17 protein-coding genes are annotated in these 19686 nt (G+C 34.6%); 4 read left to right on the top strand and 13 right to left on the bottom strand.

Translation table 11 applies throughout. From position 1 onward, the window contains the following. The first annotated feature begins 153 nt into the window (after positions 1-153). The 4 genes from C4S35_RS02170 to C4S35_RS02155 all read left to right on the top strand — a co-directional run bounded on the left by C4S35_RS02170 (position 154) and on the right by C4S35_RS02155 (position 6871). Complete coding sequence (locus C4S35_RS02170) at positions 154-855, top strand: CoA transferase subunit A (RefSeq protein ID WP_103998583.1); 702 nt, start codon at positions 154-156, stop codon at positions 853-855. Between the two features lie 96 nt (positions 856-951). Next, on the top strand, positions 952-1608 hold the full coding sequence (locus C4S35_RS02165; RefSeq protein ID WP_103998582.1) for a CoA transferase subunit B: 657 nt from the start codon (positions 952-954) through the stop codon (positions 1606-1608). A 235-nt stretch (positions 1609-1843) separates the two neighbouring features. Beyond that, positions 1844-4600, top strand: a complete 2757-nt coding sequence (locus C4S35_RS02160) for a M4 family metallopeptidase (RefSeq protein WP_103998581.1) — start codon at positions 1844-1846, stop codon at positions 4598-4600. A gap of 234 nt (positions 4601-4834) precedes the next feature. Beyond that, on the top strand, positions 4835-6871 hold the full coding sequence (locus tag C4S35_RS02155; protein WP_103998580.1) for a M4 family metallopeptidase: 2037 nt from the start codon (positions 4835-4837) through the stop codon (positions 6869-6871). 562 nt (positions 6872-7433) lie between these two features. On the opposite strand, the gene C4S35_RS02150 is transcribed toward C4S35_RS02155, so the two are convergent. From C4S35_RS02150 to hemA, 13 genes are all read right to left on the bottom strand, one after another. Then, on the bottom strand, positions 7434-8873 hold the full coding sequence (locus C4S35_RS02150) for a nucleoside recognition domain-containing protein (RefSeq protein WP_103998579.1): 1440 nt from the start codon (positions 8871-8873) through the stop codon (positions 7434-7436). Between the two features lie 131 nt (positions 8874-9004). Continuing rightward, positions 9005-9718, bottom strand: coding sequence for a 3'-5' exonuclease (locus C4S35_RS02145; protein ID WP_103998578.1), 714 nt, complete (start codon positions 9716-9718; stop codon positions 9005-9007). 81 nt (positions 9719-9799) lie between these two features. Further along, the gene (locus C4S35_RS02140) at positions 9800-10270 is read right to left on the bottom strand and encodes a methylated-DNA--[protein]-cysteine S-methyltransferase (RefSeq protein ID WP_103998577.1); all 471 of its coding nucleotides are present in this window, start codon (positions 10268-10270) and stop codon (positions 9800-9802) included. 216 nt (positions 10271-10486) lie between these two features. After that, entirely contained in the window at positions 10487-10873 is a 387-nt protein-coding gene (locus C4S35_RS02135; protein ID WP_103998576.1) for a c-type cytochrome, read from the bottom strand. Positions 10874-10876: 3 nt separating this feature from the next. Further along, positions 10877-11869: a porphobilinogen synthase gene (hemB, locus tag C4S35_RS02130; RefSeq protein ID WP_103998575.1), complete on the bottom strand. Its 993-nt coding sequence runs from the start codon at positions 11867-11869 to the stop codon at positions 10877-10879. Positions 11870-11979: 110 nt separating this feature from the next. After that, entirely contained in the window at positions 11980-12882 is a 903-nt protein-coding gene (hemF, locus tag C4S35_RS02125) for an oxygen-dependent coproporphyrinogen oxidase (RefSeq protein WP_103998574.1), read from the bottom strand. Between the two features lie 120 nt (positions 12883-13002). After that, positions 13003-14664: an RNA-binding domain-containing protein gene (locus tag C4S35_RS02120; RefSeq protein WP_159916616.1), complete on the bottom strand. Its 1662-nt coding sequence runs from the start codon at positions 14662-14664 to the stop codon at positions 13003-13005. 125 nt (positions 14665-14789) lie between these two features. After that, positions 14790-15326: a GNAT family N-acetyltransferase gene (locus C4S35_RS02115; RefSeq protein WP_103998572.1), complete on the bottom strand. Its 537-nt coding sequence runs from the start codon at positions 15324-15326 to the stop codon at positions 14790-14792. Beyond that, positions 15327-15707 carry a hypothetical protein gene (locus C4S35_RS02110; protein WP_103998571.1) on the bottom strand — a complete coding sequence of 127 codons (381 nt, stop codon included), beginning with the start codon at positions 15705-15707 and terminating at the stop codon, positions 15327-15329. A gap of 11 nt (positions 15708-15718) precedes the next feature. Further along, a complete protein-coding gene (gene hemE / locus C4S35_RS02105) occupies positions 15719-16744 on the bottom strand; it encodes a uroporphyrinogen decarboxylase (protein ID WP_039108302.1) in 1026 nt (341 codons plus the stop codon). 22 nt (positions 16745-16766) lie between these two features. Further along, on the bottom strand, positions 16767-17450 hold the full coding sequence (locus C4S35_RS02100; RefSeq protein WP_103998570.1) for a uroporphyrinogen-III synthase: 684 nt from the start codon (positions 17448-17450) through the stop codon (positions 16767-16769). Beyond that, positions 17450-18370: a hydroxymethylbilane synthase gene (hemC, locus tag C4S35_RS02095; protein ID WP_103998569.1), complete on the bottom strand. Its 921-nt coding sequence runs from the start codon at positions 18368-18370 to the stop codon at positions 17450-17452. Before hemC ends, C4S35_RS02100 begins: the two co-directional genes overlap by 1 nt. After that, on the bottom strand, positions 18367-19623 hold the full coding sequence (hemA, locus tag C4S35_RS02090; protein WP_103998568.1) for a glutamyl-tRNA reductase: 1257 nt from the start codon (positions 19621-19623) through the stop codon (positions 18367-18369). The genes hemC and hemA overlap by 4 nt, the downstream gene beginning before the upstream one ends. Positions 19624-19686 lie beyond the last annotated feature (63 nt).

Here is a 19686-nt window from a genome sequence, read left to right as displayed (position 1 = left end):
TCCAATTAAAATAAGAACATAGTGAAGTAATCTTTTTATGGTCAAACTTTACGGGATTTGCCCATAAAAAAGATTTTCGCTCTTATCAGGGCTAAGACAATTCGTTTCAAAATGGTTCGATTTTTAAAAATTCAAGAATAAGCAACTAATTATATGATCAATAAAAGAGTAAATAACGTTCAAGACGCACTTCAAGGAATTGAAAACGGCATGACTGTCATGTTAGGTGGTTTTGGATTATGCGGTATTCCAGAGAACTGTATCGCCGAATTAGTAAAAAAAGAAACTACAGATTTAACCTGTATTTCAAATAATGCAGGTGTTGATGATTTTGGTCTAGGATTGCTTTTGCAAAAGCGTCAGATCAAAAAAATGATCTCTTCTTATGTAGGTGAAAATGCGGAATTTGAACGCCAAATGCTTTCTGGGGAACTAGAAGTTGATCTTATCCCTCAAGGAACATTAGCGGAACGTTGTCGTGCCGCGCAAGCTGGAATTCCCGCTTTTTTTACCCCTGCAGGTTACGGAACCGAAGTAGCAGCCGGTAAGGAAGTTAGGGAATTTAATGGAAAAATGCATATCATGGAACATGCTTTCAATGCTGATTTTGCTATCGTAAAAGCTTGGAAAGGAGATACCGCAGGGAACTTAATCTTCAAAGGAACAGCTAGAAATTTCAATCCTTGTATGTCAGGTGCAGCGAAAATAACGGTTGCTGAAGTGGAAGAATTAGTTGAAGCTGGAACACTTGATCCCAACCAAATTCATATTCCTGGAATATTTGTACAGCGCATTTTTCAAGGAGAGAAATACGAAAAGAGAATAGAGCAACGAACCGTTAGAGAAAGAAAATAAATAGTAGACAAATAGATAGTAGAGATAACTCTTTATTTATTAAACTTAATGAACCTAAATTTCTTAATGGTTTAAAAAATCTAAACAGTTTTATTTATGTTAGACAAAATAGGAATTGCAAAAAGAATTGCACAAGAATTAAAAGACCGTTATTTCGTGAATCTTGGTATCGGAATACCGACGTTAGTAGCAAATTATATCCCACAAGGAATTGACGTTGAATTTCAAAGCGAAAATGGCGTTCTTGGTATGGGACCATTCCCATTTGAAGGAGACGAAGACGCTGACATCATCAATGCCGGAAAACAAACAATCACAACCTTACCCGGCGCCAGTTTTTTTGATTCGGCACTGAGTTTTGGAATGATACGTGGACAACATGTTGATTTGACAATTCTTGGAGCCATGGAAGTTTCAGAAAATGGTGACATCGCTAACTGGAAAATTCCAGGCAAAATGGTTAAAGGAATGGGAGGCGCGATGGATTTAGTGGCTTCCGCCGAAAATATTATCGTTGCCATGATGCATGTCAACAAAGCTGGAGAATCAAAAATCCTAAAAAAATGTACACTTCCATTAACAGGAGTTGGCTGTGTCAAAAAGGTAGTTACTGAATTAGCCGTAATGGAAATAACTTCGAAAGGATTCAAACTTTTAGAACGTGCTCCGGGAGTAACCGTAGAACATATAATTGCTTCCACCGAAGCAAATTTAATAATTGAAGGTGAAATTCCTGAAATGATCATTGGTTAAAATTAAATTATTTTTGATTTACATTACACTAAAAAAATGCATCCTATAAACGGATGCATTTTTTTTGCTTTACAATTTTTGAGAATTCGCGCTCTTAATCGTGGCTTAAACAAATACAAAGTTCTCAGCGTTTTATGGGTATAGGTAATAAAATGTGGAATTATTTAACAAAAAATGACTGTTGTGTTATTTTTTTGTTAAATTCGTCGCCAGAACTAACCAAAACCACGAATACATGAAAACAAAATTACTTGGAAAAATTGCCTTGTTTGCATCTGTTTCTTTTTTAGCTTTACAAGCAAACGCACAAGAAGCAGGGAAAAATGTACAACAAAAAATTACTGATGAGAGAGGGAAACCTTCATTAATCGTTTTTAATGAAAAATCAACCTACAAATCATCAGATTCTCAGAAAGCATTTACAGAACAATTAGGATTAAAAGTTAATTCTAATTTCTCTAAAACAAAATCAGAAACAGACAAATTAGGATTTTCGCATGACAAATTCCAATTGTACCACGAAGGAATAAAAGTAGAATTTTCTACTTACACCCTTCACTCCAAATCTGGAAAATTACAATCAATGAGTGGTGATTTTTATTCATTGGATAAAGTAAATATTCAGCCTGTTCTATCAAAAGAACAAGCTTTTGGCCGCGCATTGAAAAAAATTGGCGCTAAAAAATATCTTTGGGATTCAGCAGAAGATGCTACAGCAATGAACTACCAAAAACCAACTGGAGAGTTAGTTTTACTTCCTATGTTAGATGGTCCAACTTCAAAGTTAAAAGACAACAACTTACGTTTGGCTTATAAATTTGACATTTATGCTTCACTACCACTAAGTCGTGGCGACGTGTATATTGACGCTGTTACAGGCGAGGTATTACTCTACAATGCAATTATCAAACATCTTGGTGAATATAGCAACGGCAGCCATGCAACTTCTGCGGAAATGTCAAAAGGAAAAGCGAGCACTGTTGCTTTCGTTGCTGCTAATGCTGCAACACGTTATAGTGGAACTCAGTCCATTCAAACTACATTAAGTGGTTCATCGTATATTTTATCTGATGCGACCCGTGGTTTAGGAGTTCAAACCTATAATTCGGCGAGAACGGCTACCTATCCTACAACTAATTTTACCGATGTAGATAATAACTGGACCGCTACGGAATTTAATAATACAAATAAAGATAACGGAGCTTTAGATGCACATTGGGGTGCCGAAAAAACATACGACTATTTTTCGACTAAACATGGTCGTAATAGTTATGATAATGCCGGAGCAAAAATAAAAAGTTATGTCCATTATAACTTAATTGCGGCTGGATATCCAGACAATAATAATGCTTTTTGGAACGGTTCTGTAATGACCTATGGAGATGGTAGCGGAACTGGTGGATTTGACATATTGACGGCATTAGATGTTGCTGGTCACGAAATTGGTCACGCCGTTTGTAGCAATACAGCCAACTTAACTTACTTAAATGAGTCGGGTGCAATGAATGAAGGATTTTCAGATATCTGGGGAGCTTGTATTGAGTTTTCAGCAGCACCAACGAAATCAACTTGGTTAATTGGCGAAGATATCGAAAGAAGAACAGGACATTTGTCATTACGTTCTATGAGCAATCCTAATGCTGAAGGACAACCAGATACCTACAAAGGTACATATTGGTATACAGGAACTGCAGATTCAGGGGGTGTACATACTAATAGTGGAGTATTAAATCACTGGTTCTATATTTTATCTATTGGTAAATCAGGGACAAATGATATCGGAAGCGCATATAATGTAACTGGGATTACAATAGCTAACGCGGAAAAAATAGCCTATCGTTTAGAAAGCGTTTACTTGACCGCAAGTTCTACTTATGCTAATGCAAGAACATATGGTATTCAATCAGCAGTCGACTTATTTGGAGCTGGTTCTGCTGAAGTAATTGCTACTACAAATGCATTTTATGCCGTAGGGGTTGGTGCCGCATATGCTGGATCAGCTGATACTATCGCACCATCTACACCAGCTGGTTTAGCAGCTTCAGGAACTACTTCAACAACAACAAACTTATCCTGGACAACTTCTACTGATAATGTAGCAGTTACAGGATATAATGTTTATCAAGGGGCTACTTTAAAAGCCACAGTTACAGGAACTACTTATGCTGTTTCAGCATTAACTGCTGCTACAGCTTACACTTTCTCTGTAAAAGCAAAAGATGCTGCCGGTAATTTATCTGCTGCAAGTAATGTAGTAAATGTTACAACATCAGGAACTACAGTAACGTATTGCGTTTCAAAAGGAAGTAATGCAGCGTCTGAATATATCGACTATGTTGGTTTAGGTGGAATTGCTAATACAAGTGGTGCAAATGCAGGATACGGAAACTTTACAGCTTTGACAGGAAATGTACCTTATGGTTCAAACACCATTTTATTTAGCGCAGGTTTTAGTGGCTCAGCATATACTGAATATTGGAAAATCTGGATTGACTATAACAAAAACGGTGTTTTTGAAACTGCCGAACAAATCGTTTCTGGATCTTCTTCTAGCAGCGCTAACTTAACAGCGACATTTAATGTTCCAACAACTGCTTTGGCAGGAGCAACAAGAATGAGAGTTTCTATGAAATACAATGCAGCTCAAACTGCTTGTGAAACTTTTTCTTATGGAGAAGTAGAAGACTATACAGTAAATATTGGAGGTGCGGCTATCACAGCATTTAATACAAGTTTTGCAGGTGATTTGGGTAACGAAAATAACATTTTTGATTATACAATGTCTCCAAACCCCGCTAATGAATTCTTAAATGTTACAATGGCAGATAACAGAAATGCTTCTTATAGTGTTATGAATTACTTAGGTCAACAAGTTGAGTCTGGTAAAATTTCTGAAAACGCAATCAATGTTAGCAAATTAGGAGCTGGAATTTATCTCTTGGAAGTAAACGACGGTCAAAAAAGAATGACTAAGAAATTTATCAAAAAATAATATTTATTTTTTCTTCGATGAAAAGGGGGTTGTCTTAAAAAGATGCCTCCTTTTCTTATTTACTGATACCTTGCTGCATCAGCCTTGACACTACTTTATTGATAAAAACTCCTTTTATTTTGCATTAAATAAAAAATAAAAACAGTTTTTAATAACATAGTATATGTTTTTTGTTAAATTTGAAAAATTAATTTTTTAATTTAACGAATCAAAACTAACCAAAAACCCAAATTAATGACAACAAAACTACTTGGAAAAATTGCAGTACTGGCTAGCGTTTCTATTTTTGCTTTTGAAGCAAATGCACAAGATGCTAACAAAAATGTGAAACAAAAATTCACAGATGAAAGAGGAAAACCATCCTTAATCACCTTTAATGAAAAATCAACTTATAAATCTACTGATTCTCAAACCGCATTCGTAGAACTTTTAGGTTTAAAAAACAATTCTAGTTTCTCTAAAACAAAATCAGAAACAGACAAATTAGGAATCTCACACGAAAAATTTCAATTATTTCACCAAGGAGTAAAAGTGGAATTTTCAACTTATACCCTTCATTCGAAATCTGGGAAACTAGAATCAATGAGCGGAGAGTTCTATCAATTAGACAATGTTAATACACGCCCTTCTTTATCAAAAGAACAGGCATTTAACCGTGCGCTGCAACAAATTGGAGCTTCAAAATATCTTTGGGATTCACCAGCTGAAGCCAAAATAAACAACTATCAAAAACCTGCAGGGGAATTGGTATTGCTTCCACTTGAAGATGAAGATAACAACGGTAAAAAAACGGAACAACTTCGCTTAGCTTACAAATTTGACATCTATGCTACAAATCCAGTAAGTCGTGGAGACATCTATGTTGATGCTGTAACTGGAGTAACTTTATTATACAACGCTACTATTAAGCATTTAGGTGAATTCAGCAACGGATCAAAACCATCAGTTGACAAAAAAACAGAAAATAAAACTCTAGCTACCGCTTTTATAGCGGCTAATGCTGATACCCGTTACAGCGGAACGCAAGCTATTCAAACTTCACTTAGCGGAGCGTCATACATTTTATCTGATGCAACTCGTGGAAGCGGAGTTTTGACTTACAATATGAAAAAGGGAACAAGCTACACAGCAGCTGTTAATTTTACTGATGTAGATAACAACTGGACTGCTGCTGAATTTAATAATGTTAATAAGGACAATGGAGCATTAGATGCTCATTGGGGAGCTGAAAAAACTTATGATTACTGGTTTACCGTTCACGGAAGAAATAGTTATAATAATGCTGGAGCAGCAATAAAAAGTTACGTTCATTACAGCAATGCTTATGACAATGCTTACTGGAATGGGAGTGTTATGACTTATGGTGATGGAAGCGGAACTTATTTCGACATCTTGACATCAATTGATGTAGCAGCGCACGAAATAGGACATGCAGTTTGTTCAAGTACGGCAAACCTAGCATACAAAAATGAATCAGGAGCCATGAATGAAGCTCTTTCAGATATTTGGGGAGCCTGTATCGAATATTTTGCAGCACCAACCAAACAACGTTGGTTAATTGGGGAAGATATTGAAAGAAGAGCAGGACATCTTGCTTTACGTTCTATGAGCAATCCTAAAAGCGAAGGACAACCAGATACTTACGGCGGTACAAATTGGACAAGTCAAACGAGGTGCAGACCAACTTCAAGCAATGATCAATGCGGTGTTCATAACAATAGTGGCGTTTTAAATCACTGGTTTTATATCTTAACGGAAGGCAAAACGGGAACTAACGACAAAGGAAGTTCATATAGTGTTACAGGAATTGGAATTGATAAAGCAGCTAAAATCACTTACCGTATGGAAAGTGTTTACATGACATCAAGTTCTACTTACGCAAATGCAAGAACATACGGAATTCAAGCCGCTACAGATTTATATGGCGCAGGTTCTCTTGAGGTGATCGCAACGACTAACGCATTTTACGCTGTAGGGGTAGGGACCGCTTACGTTTCAACAGCTAAAATAGCCCTTGCAAAAACATCAAAAACTGAAACTATTAACGAAGCATTTGTACTATATCCAAATCCAACTTCGGAAGTATTGAATGTTTCTGTAAAAGAAAATAAAGTAAGCTCATACAAAATCTTCAATTCTCTAGGATTCCAAATTCAAACTGGAAAAACTTCTGGTGGTGAAATTAATGTAAGCAATTTAAGCAAAGGAATCTATTTCTTCGAATTAAACAATGGTCAAGAAACTGTTGTTAAATCATTTATTAAGAAATAATCATTTTCAAATAAGTTCAAAAGAAAGCCTCACAATCATGGAGGGCACTGAAAAACTAACGATAAATAAAAAGGCTTAAACTTTAAATTAGTTTAAGCCTTTCTCTTTTTTATATTTTTGAATCAAACGTTTTGAATCTCAATAAATTGATTATCAGAGCGTTTATTTCATTTTTTCATCATGATTTTGTCTCTATTTTTTATATGAGGACTTTTTCAGTGGCCTCCATGATTGTGAGGCTTTTTATGTTTATTTGAAACGAATAATATTATATTACAAATTAATTTAATATAATGTATACCGTTTACCTTTTCTGTATATAGAATGCCTCACAGCGAACTTTGACTATGTGCAAGTTTCTTTTCATCGTAGAAAGAATATGAAATTATCTTCTTAATTTTTTGATCAATAAAAAAAGGAGATAACAAAATCCAAACAACATTAAAAGAATAAACATTTGCCAAGCAAAGAGACCTAGTGAAAATTCATTAAAACTTTTGTTCATGGGGAAATCTATTTATATCATTTTGAATTTAAATGGAACCAAATAATAGTGGTGTTCTTAAAAAAACCAAGTCGCCACAAAAATTGCTGTGATTACACAAATCAAATCTACTATAAGCATCGTTCCTAGTGCATAACGCGTGTTTTTAATATTTACAGAACCAAAATAAACGGCAATCACATAAAAAGTACTTTCGGCACTGCATTGAAAAATACTACTTAATCTTCCAGTCAAGGAATCAGCTCCAAAAGTGTTCATCGAATCAATCAAAAATCCTCTTGACCCTGCAGAACTAAAGGGACGAAGTAAAGCGACCGGTAAAGCATCCGTAATTTGCTTACTTACACCCATATTTGAAAAAATGAAAGCGATCCAATTGCTAATAATTTCAAATAAACCACTGTTTCTGAATAGAGAAATGGCAACTAGCATTCCCAAAACATAAGGAAAAATAGTCACTCCGGTTTTCACACCATTATTGGCTCCTACTACAAAAGTCTCAAAAACGGTTGTAGATGCTTCTGTAAATTTCTTTTCATTTATAAATGAAAAAATCAATGTAAAAGCAATTATTCCAATTAATATTAAAGCGGAAAGATTAGAAGTGAAATAGTTTTTTCCAATTAAATCCAAATGGTTCACATACATCAACAAACCAACAATTGCGGCTATTAATGTCATCAATACAATCACTAGAGAAGCACTTTTGAAATTGATTCTTTGTTTGATTCCAACAATTAAAAAGGCTGCAATTGTTCCTATAAAAGAAGTGATAATACAAGGCAACATCACATCAGCAGGATTGCTTGCATTAGCCGCAGCACGATATCCTATAATAGAAGTAGCGATTAAAGTAAGACCCGAAGCATGCAAACACATAAACATAATTTGCGCATCACTTGCCTTATCTTTCTCTGGATTTATTTCTTGCAAACTCTCCATGGCTTTTAGACCAAAAGGAGTTGCAGCAGAATCTAAGCCCAGAAAATTAGCAGCAAAGTTTAAAGTCATGTAGGAAATAGAAGGGTGATTTTTTGGAATACTCGGAAACACTTTTACAAAAACAGGACTCAATGCTTTAGCCAACTTTCCAGAAGCTCCGGAAATGATTAAAAGTTCCATCAAACCACAGAAAAAGGCCAAATAAGCCATCAGCGGAAGAACTAAATCTAGCAAAGTACTTTTACAAGTTGGTAATAAACCATCTGATTTTTGAACACCACTGTAAATTTTTACGGTTTTATTCTTAAAAACATAAGTCGTATCCGCATTTAGCGTATCCCGATTGATAATCATGGTTTGTTCTGGCGCTGTCTTAATGCTGTCTTTAATAAAAGCAGGAAGTTCTTCGGCAAATTTCTCCGAAACCAGAATTGGATCATCTTTCTTTCCGTTCAAAACGTGGTCAATGGTATAACTGTCTCCAGAAAATAAACTAAATAGTACAAATACAATTGCTGAAATAAAAATGACCAACCAAAATCTACTCAATACCATAATTCATAATTTTTGTAAATGTAATAAATCAATTGCAATGACAATAGCAAAAAGACAAGGTCAATATCAAACCCAAATCTATATGTTACGCAGTAGTATTGATTTTCGAAATTGAAATTGCCATTGATTTTTTATACATGAATAATCTCGTCCTCAATTAACAATTCTTCTCTGCGTAATCTCAAAAAAATCTGTGCAACGGCAATCGTGTCTTTTTCACAATAGGTTACAATGCGGTCAATGTCTTTGTCTACGTAAAAAACATGTCCCACCTGACTGCCATCAATATCTCCTTTTGGAGAAGGAATTCCGAGAACTTTACACAACAATTTTAAAGAAGTAAAATGTTTATAATCTCCAAATTTCCATAATTCCAATGTGTCTAAATGTGGTATTTCCCATGGTTTTTTTCCAAATAAGTTCAACTTGTTGGGAATAGCAATTTGGTTAATAATCATTCGTCTGGCGATAAATGGAATATCAAATTCTTTAGCATTATGACCACACAAAACATGTTGTGGCTGGTTGAAATGAGTGTTTAATAAATTATTAAAATCTTGAAGAATTTTCTTTTCTTCACCAAAAAAAGAAGTCACCCTAAAATTTCGAATATCGCCTTTGATTGTAAAATAACCTACAGAGATACAAACGATTTTCCCAAATTCGGCCCAAATTCCCGCTCGATCATAAAAATCCTCCGGCGTGTATTCGTCTTTGCGCTGGTATTGGGTTTTGTGCTCCCAAAGGTCTTTCATTTCAGAATCTAATGTATTGAAATCCTCCGCTTCCGGAACGGTTTCTATATCAAGAAATAGGATATTATTGAGGTTTATTTTTTCTATCATTTTAGGGCACGCAGATGACGCGGATTTTACAGATTGGAACGGATTTTCTTAAACGAATATAAGAAATTTATTCACAAACAACTAAAAAAGACTTTGTTGTGTTGTAGGATTTTCGTGTTCTAATAACCATTTATTGCGCCACAAACCTCCTGCATATCCTGTTAATGAACCATCAGTTCCAATGACTCTATGACAAGGAACCACAATCCAAAGCGGATTTTTCCCGTTGGCAGAAGCCACGGCTCGAATGGCTTTAACATCACCCAGTTTTTTGGATAAATCCATGTAAGACATCGTTTTCCCAAATGGGATTTCCAGTAATCCCTTCCAAACTTTTTGTTGAAAATCAGTCCCTTTCGGGTTTAATTTAAAATCGAAATCATTTCTTTTTCCTTCAAAATAATCGTTAAGTTGCGAGACAGCATCCTTTAAAATCGTTGGAATGATTGTCGAAATTTCTCCTTTATCCGAGACTGAAATTACCAAAATTCCATTTTCATCACCAATAATTGTAGCGATTCCTAAAGGCGTTTTGATGTATGCTGTTTCCATAAAATAAAAATGAACTGCAAAATACACAAAGTTTTAGCAAATTTCACAAAGAAAAAAAATAATGGATGTAAAAAAACCACTCGCAGAGACGAATGGTTCTTGTTTTTTAGCCCTGATGGAAGTGGCATCCTTTTCTTGCTTCGTTTTTTAACGAGGCAAAAAAGATATAACGGACAGCAGGAATAGCTCCAGAAACTGAAACGAGTTCCGTATAAACTATTTTAAATTACTATAAATGTACGCTTCTAATCCTTTTAACTCCTCGTCAGACATCTCCTCGGTAAGTGCAAAATTAGTTTTCATTACTTCGTACTGACTTGGATCAACTAATGGTTTGGCATCCTCTTTCAGGAAGGCGATGATATTACCATTCTTTTCTTTGTATATTTTTGCAATATCCTGAAGGCTGGGACCAATTAGTTTTTTGTCCACTTCATGACAGGAAATACAATTTCCTTTCCCTTGAAAAATTTCCTTTCCTAATTCTTCCAGATTTTGGGTCGTTTCCTTTGCAGAAGTTGGATATAAAGGCTCCTTTTGGGGTTCTTCTTTCTTACAGGAAATGATGAGTAAAAAGGCGAATAAGAATAGTATTTTTTTCATGAGTTATTTATTTAAAAGTATCGCAGCTTCTTTGGCAAAATAAGTTGAAATCAAACTTGCTCCTGCTCTTTTGATACACATTAATTGTTCCATCATAATTTTATCGTGATCTAACCAACCTCTTTCAGCAGCGGCTTTAATCATCGCGTATTCACCCGAAACATGATAAACCGTTACAGGAACATTTACCGCATTTTTAACCTCGCGAACGATGTCTAAATAAGCAATTCCTGGCTTTACCATCACCATATCAGCGCCTTCTTCCACATCCCACAACGCTTCTTTGATCGCTTCAATGCGATTGGCATAATCCATTTGGTATGTTTTTTTGTCTTTTGGAATTTCAGTGGCGTCAACAGGAGCGCTGTCTAACGCATCACGAAACGGCCCGTAAAATGCCGAAGCGTATTTAGCCGAATAACTCATGATGCCTACGTTATGAAAACCGGCAGCATCAAGACCTTCGCGCAAACGCAACACGCGTCCGTCCATCATATCCGATGGTGCCACAAAATCGGCTCCGGCTTGCGCATGAGAAACAGCCATTTTGACCAAAGCATCATTTGTTGCATCATTTTCTACATCACCGTTTGTAATAATTCCGTCATGTCCGTAAATAGAATAAGGATCTAAAGCTACGTCTGGCATTACAATCATTTCAGGACAAGCGGCTTTGATGGCACGAATGGCATTTTGCATTAATCCGTTTGGATTCCAAGCTTCCAGTCCTGTATTGTCTTTTAAATTTTCACTGACTTTCACATAAATATTTACTGCACGAATACCTAAGGCGAATAATTCATGAATTTCTTTTACCGTCAAATCGATGGAACGACGAAATATTCCTGGCATTGAAGCAATTTCTACGTTGTAATTTTCTCCTTCAGCAATGAACATGGGAAACATAAAATCCGATGGACTTAAACTGGTTTCACGAACTAAACTTCTAATAGATTCATTGGTTCTTAATCTTCTGCCTCTGTGTAATGGGAACATATATTTTTGTTTAAAGTTAAACTTTAATTTATTTGTTTGAACCGTTAAGAAATTAAGGTTCATTAAGGTATTACATTTAGTTTTTCTTAATTTCTTAATGGTTTAAGTATTTAAATCCAATCAACTGGTTTTTCTAATACGTTTACTAATTTTTCTTCCTCGCTTCCAATTTCCGGATGATGGTCATAGATCCATTGCACATTGGGTGGCAAACTCATCAGAATACTTTCGATTCTTCCGTTGGTTTTTAGTCCAAATAAAGTGCCTTTATCATGAACCAAATTAAATTCGACATAACGACCGCGACGTATTTCCTGCCACGTTCTTTGTTCTGGCGTATATGGTAAGTCTTTTCTTTTTTCTACAATAGGAACGTAAGCTTCAAGGAAACTATTCCCCACTTCTGAAACGAAATTAAACCAGTTCTCCATAGTCATGGTCTCCGTTTCTTTACAATAATCGAAAAATAATCCGCCAATTCCTCGTGATTCATTTCTATGTGCATTCCAAAAATAAGCATCACATTGTTTCTTGTATTTTGGATAAAATTCCGGATTATGTTTATCACAGGCCGTTTTACACGTTTGATGAAAATAAATCGCATCTTCTTCAAACAAATAATACGGTGTTAAATCTTGTCCACCACCAAACCATTGCTGAATCACGTTTCCGTTATCATCGTACATTTCGAAATAGCGCCAATTGGCATGAACCGTAGGAACCATTGGATTTTTTGGATGCAATACCAAACTCAATCCACACGCAAAAAAATCAGCTTCACCTACGTTGAACATTTTCTGCATAGCTTCGGGTAACTTCCCGTGAACTGCCGAAATATTAACCCCGCCTTTTTCGAAAACTTTTCCATTTTCGATCACGCGGGTTCTTCCTCCTCCGCCTTCCGGCCGTTCCCAAAGGTCTTCCCGAAATTTGGCTTGACCTTCAACTACTTGTAATCCTTTACAGATTTGGTCTTGCAGGTTTTGTATGTAAGTGTAAAATTGTTGTTTCATTTTAAGTTAAAAGTGTTTAAATTATTTTTCAGTTTTTTTTAAACCACTAAATAATAATGCTTTAAAAATAAAAGCGACTAAAAAGTGACTAAAAAGCAACTAAAAAGCGACTAAAAGTATCTAAATTAGTTCCCAATAATACCCAGGTGTACACTTTATTTTCCCTTCCTTCCCTAAGGAAAAAAGAAAATTAGCTACTTTCTTTTTCTTTTTCTCTTCTGTAAGTATAGCGGAAAGTTTTGGAATAATTAAATTCTCAATTTTATCTCTTTTTGTTTTTCCAAATTTTCTTAAATATTCAAGAATCATATCTTTGAAGTGAGAATCATCAAAACTTCGATTAGCCAGATATTCAACTTTTAAATCTTCGTCATTCGTAGATTCAATAATTTTATATGATAAATAAATATTAGGTCTTCTACCTTCAACACACTTTAATTTTTTTAGATGCTTAAATTCATTTTCTGAAATTTCTTTGTGTTTTTGAACTTTATCCAACAAAATGATTTCATCTAAACCTAAATTTAAGTTTTTTATAAGAATTTTAGCAAAGTTTTCATCTAAAATTTTGCCCGTTATCGTTACTTTAACTTTATTATCTTCGAAATTATAATCTGGAAGTGGAAAAAACCTTTGTTTTTGGAAGTTAAATATTTTTCGAATACCACCACCTTGGGTTTCAATCATATCTAAATTTTTCATTGCTTCAACCAAAAATGGATTCCGATACACTTCTTCGGGCGTATCATTCAAAACCACATCCTCAACTGATTTTGGTAAAAATGAGCCATAATTAGAAAACACTAAATGATCATCTTCAAATTCAACAACATTAATTCTTGCCCCTTTAGAATAATCCTGATGCGCAATAGCATTATTTAAAGATTCTCTAATAATAAATGGCTCGTATCGCAACACTTCGTCTGGAAATAATGTCCCATCACGTAAATAGCGGTATTTTAAATTTCTAATCTTTTTATAAACTTCATCTACAGATAATATGAATGGAATAGAAAATATTTCAAAATCTTTATCTTGATTATCAATCGTTTTTAGATTCCATCTGATTTTCACAGAAGAACCTAAATAATGTTCTGATTCATCTTTTCCTAAAAGAATTAGAGCTGTTCTAGTTATCTTTCCTTTTATCGTAAGTTTTGCTTTATTTAAAAAATCCAAATCATTCCAATTGTCAACTTCATCAGAATACTTAGGATTTCTTTTTTTAAATTCAACCCTAGCTTTTTTCATAGCCTCTGAATCTAAATCTTCTAAAGATGCTTCTGGAATAATGCCTTTAGACCAATCTTCGTTAACCTGAACTTGTTCAAGAATTGCATCCAATCTTGCTTTGGTCATTTCGACCAAATTATCATCAATACGTTGCCAAGTTTTTTTATGAGCATAAACCGGCAATCTAAATTGATGTTTCGGTATATGAAATACCCAAACCGCTTTATTTGTATCTGAAGAAATGAATTGTTCAACCTTAAAAAGATCTGCATTTAGATTAGGGCAGTTACCAACAACTCTATATCTGATGTTTTCAATGGTATATTCTGCAAATTCTTGAATTCCTATTACAGCATGTGTTTGATCTTGAATCCCAATTACTAAACTCCCTCCTTGCATATTTGCAATCGCAGAAACATAAGAGATGACATCATCACCAGTTCTTCCTGAAACAGCACTTTTTAAGGACTTAAATTCTTTCCACTCACATTTTTCATTTTCGATTGGATAGTTTGTCTTTAAATAATCATGTAATTCTTTTTCAGTCATTATTTGGTGCATTTGTTAATTACAAATATAGAAAGGAAAATTTAGTTTTCAATTCTACTAAATAATTAGAAACTTCTAATCCTTTACAGATTTGGTCTTGCAGGTTTTGTATATATTGGTAGAATTTATTTTTCATTCATATGTTCATATAATTCCATATCTAATGGAGCTTCATTAATAGGAGTGAATTCATTTAGCAACGTTTTTTTCCAAATAAAATTAGAATTTTGAGCAACTTTTACACTTGCAAGATTCGTTTTATGAGCAATAATTTGAAGTATTTTCAAATCTAATTCATTGTAAGCGAAATCTGAAATGGCTTTAACTGCTTTTGTAACCAGACCTTTTCCTTCAAAATTACTTCCGATGCAATAAGCAAGTTCACCAATTCTTTTTGTCCAATCAATCTTTTTAATGATAATCAATCCAATGATTTTTTGGGAATCTGTTTCTCTAATGGCAAAGGTGAAATTTACTTTTTGTTGAATTTCTTTCTCTTTAATTTCAATATATTCTGCTGATTTTTCTACTGTTGCGTTACTGGAAAGTGTAAGCGGAAAAAATCTGCGAAATCGTTCCGCATTATTCATTATAAACAAATGCAACTCATTGGCATCTGAAGATTTCAATTTATCAATAATGAAGTTCTCGGAGGTTATCATCTATAAATTTACTTTTGCAGCAGCTATTTTACTATTAATTCCAAATGAAAACACTTTGCTTTCCTGTTGGATATAATTATAAATGACAATCGATTTTTCAGAAAAATTAAACTGCTTCTCTTTTGAAAAGCCAATCAAAAAATCAGCAAATTGCTCTAACTGATTCCAATCTAAATGGCACCGTAACAAATGCGTAATTAAATCCGTTTCATTTAAATCAATCAGACTTTGAATGTTTAAACCAAAGTCTTTCAATTGATCTTCTATGTTGATTTTATCTTCTAAATTCCAAAACTTAGGCACAGAAACTAAAGAAAGCAACGTTTTTAGCACATTGTCTATTCGAATACTTTCCTGATCTCGTAATCCTTCGTTTAGCATTTTATGAAATCTTATTGATTGTATTCTTTAACCGCATCAATAAACGCTTTGGCGTGATCCACAGGAATATTTGGTAAAATTCCGTGACCTAAATTCACGATGTATTTATCTTTTCCGAATTCATCGATCATTTCGTGTACCATTTTCTTAATCACCGGAATCGGCGATAATAATCTTGAAGGATCAAAATTTCCTTGTAAAGTGATATTTCCACCAGACAAGTATCGTGCATTTCGTGGAGAACAAGTCCAGTCAACACCTAATGCTGATGCTCTACTTTTTCCCATTTCACCAAGCGCAAACCAACATCCTTTTCCAAAAACAATTACTGGCGCATCATCGGCTAAAGCTTCAATGATTTGGTTGATGTATTTCCAGGAAAATTCCTGATAATCCACTGGAGATAACATTCCGCCCCAAGAGTCAAAAATTTGAACGGCATTTACTCCCGCTTTTACTTTTTCTTTTAAATATAAAATAGTGGTATCGGTAATTTTTTGCAATAAAACATGCGCTGCTTCTGGATGTTGGAAACAAAATCCTTTGGCCATATCAAAACTTTTAGAACCTTTCCCTTCCACGGCGTAACACATAATTGTCCAAGGTGAACCTGCAAAACCAATTAACGGCACCTCATCATTCAACATTTCTTTGGTCAATTTGATAGCGTCAAAAACGTACCCTAATGTTTCATTAACATCTGGAACGATTACTTTCTCCACATCCTGAATCGTACGAATTGGATTTGGTAAAAAAGGACCGAAATTTTCTTTCATCAACACCTCTATTCCCATTGCTTGTGGAATTACCAAAATATCCGAAAACAAAATGGCCGCATCGGGAGCAATTCTACGTATTGGCTGAACCGTAATTTCGGCAGCTAATTCTGGCGTTTGACAACGGGTGAAAAAATCATATTTATCACGCAAAGCGATGAATTCCGGTAAATATCTTCCGGCTTGACGCATCATCCAAACTGGTGGACGTTGTACTGTTTCTCCTTTTAGTGCTCTTAAAAATAGGTCGTTCTTAATCATGTATTTAAATTTTAGCAGATTGCTAGATGCTTTCCGTTGTATAATATTCAATAACTTCCAAAATCACCTCTTCGATAGTTGGTGTTTCAGCAATTACTATGTTTTTAATTTTCTTTGCTTCTAATGCTGATGCTGTAGTAGTGCCTACGCAAAAACAAACTTCATTCTTAATTTTATTATTTGTCAAATAACTTTCAACGGCAGATGGGCTAAAAAATAAAATTCCGTCAAAATTTTCTTGGTCTGATATTTTAAAAGGTGCCAATGTTGTTTGATAAACTTCGATTTCATTAAAAGTTATTCCGGCACTTTTTAATGCTTTAGGCAACGTTTCTTTACGCAAATTTCCGCTCAAAAAAGTATAACTTTCCTTATTGTAAATTAAAGTGATTATTTCGGCTAATTCAGAGGCGTAATCTAAATAAACATCAACTGTAAAACCATGTAATTCTAGTAATTCCTTGGTTTTAATACCGACACAAAAAACAGGTTTAGTCTTTAAAACTTCCCAACCGTTTTGTTCTATCAAACTTAAAACAGCATTTTGGCTACTAAAAATCAAGTTGTTGTTGATTGTATTGAGTTCGAAAAGATTGTTTTTTATTGCGATGAAATCCTGTTCTAAAAGATCAAAATTAGCATCAAGAAATACTTGCCTTTGTTCTGCCGACAATGTTTTGGTGGATAATATGCTTGTTTGGCTCATTATTTCTTCAAATTGTTTTTAATTTCTGACATCAATTTTATCCCGCCATTTTCTAAAATTTCTTTGGCACAATAAAAACCTAGTTTTTTCCATTCTTGGACTGGAACGGTTTTTTCGATTTCGATTTTTTGCTTTCCATCGATAGAAAATAAAACGCCTTTGAACAAAATATCATCTTCTACAAAAACTGCTAAAGCGCCAATTGGTGCGGTGCAACCACCTTCGAGTGTTTTTAAAAACTGTCTTTCAATGTGTGTACACACTTCGGTTTCTATGTCATTCAATTCCGAAACTGCTTCTCTACAAAAATTGTCATTTGCCATAGCGACAATGACCATTGCACCTTGAGCCGGCGCTGGAATCATCCAATCCAAATCAATATAATTAGAAGGTTTCAAGTTGATTCTTTCTAATCCTGCTGCCGCAAAAACGGCTCCGTTCCAATCACTTTGCTGCAATTTCTGCATTCTCGTGTTTACGTTTCCGCGCAAATCCACTACCTTGTGATTTGGATATTTATTGAGCCATTGCGCTTGACGACGCAAACTTCCTGTTGCTATTGTACCTTCTCCAATAAGAAAATCAAGGTTTCCTTTATATACCAAAATATCCAAAGTATTGGCTCGTTCCAGAACGGCAGCCTGCGCAATTCCTATTGGCAAAGCCGTAGGAACATCTTTCATGGAATGCACTGCAATATCAACCTGACCGTTGATCATGGCGATATCGAGAGTTTTGGTAAAAATTCCTGTGATTCCTAATTCGTAAAGTGGTTTGTCAAGAATGATATCTCCTTGTGATTTTACCGCTATAATTTCGGTTTTATATTCTAAATCGTTCAGTCTTTTTTCGACGTTATGGGCTTGCCAAAGCGCGAGTTCACTATCGCGGGTTCCTATGCGTATTGTTTTATTCATTATCTTGCGGTAGCTCCAATTTTAAAAACTTTTTCAATCCATTCTATACTTTCGTCCACCATAGTGTCGTCGTCTTTCAAATGATTGGCAAAGTGAGTTGTTATTTTTTGGATAATTCTGGCACTGATGATTTCGGCCTGTTCTTCATTAAAATTTGAAATTTTTCTACTTTGGAAATCCAATTCTGAATTTTTTATGGCATTCAGTTTTGCTTTCAAAGCATTAATAGTTGGAGCAAATTTTCTGCCTTTCGTCCAAATATTAAATTCTTCTTTTATTTCTTCAATTATAACTTCCGCTGCCGGAATATGTTTTTTCCTGTTTTCTAAAGTTTCATCTGTCATTTGAGATAAATAATCCATGTGAATCAGCGTAACCCCTTCTAAATCCAGAACATCTTCATTTACATTTTTTGGAATGGATAAATCCAAAATCAGCAATGGTTTTTTCAAATTCAGAATCGCCTTATCGATAGTTGGATTTTGGGCTCCGGTAGCGACAACAACAACATCTGCTTTTTGTAATTCCAGATGTAGTTCAGAATAATCTTTTACAATTAAATTCAGTTTCCCAGCTAATTTCTCTGCTTTTTCTTTAGTTCTGTTGATCAAAGTGATGTGCTCGTTTTTAGTATGTTTAACTAAATTTTCACAGGTATTTCTACCAATTTTCCCAGTGCCAAACAAGAGTATATTTTTGTTTCCAATATCTTCTACATTCTTAAAAATATAGTGAACTGCAGCAAAAGAAACCGAAGTAGCGCCTGAGCTAATCTGTGTATCAGTTTTTATTTTTTTACTGGCTTGGATAACGGCATTCACCAATCTTTCCATAAAGGCATTGGCCAAACCGAAAGATTTTGATTGAATAAAACTAGTTTTTATTTGGGAAATAATTTCGAAATCCCCTAGAATCTGACTGTCTAAACCGGTTCCTACACGAAACATATGACTAATTGCTTCTTGGTTTTTATATACAAATCCTACTTTTTGAAATTCTTCAACAGAGCCCTGACTGTTTTCACAAATCAGTTTTATTAATTGAAAAGGGTGTTCTGCAAAACCATAAATTTCCGTGCGGTTGCAAGTAGAAGTTACGATTAAACTTTCTATTCCTTCAGTCTTAGCTTGTTCGAGTAAACGGTTTTTTGCAGTAGCATCTAAACTGAATTTACCTCTGATCTCAGCATCTGCCTTTTTATAACTCAATCCAACGGAGTAAAAATAATGATGCTTTAATTTGTTATTGTTTTCCATATATGCACTTTTCCAGAAAGTGGAACAAAATTAGAACTATAGTATTTATAAAAGTAACGCTAG

Origin of the sequence: Flavobacterium urumqiense (assembly GCF_900108015.1) — a bacterium.
In the GTDB taxonomy this organism is placed as follows: domain Bacteria; phylum Bacteroidota; class Bacteroidia; order Flavobacteriales; family Flavobacteriaceae; genus Flavobacterium; species Flavobacterium urumqiense.
This window is presented reverse-complemented; position numbering and strand designations above follow the sequence as displayed.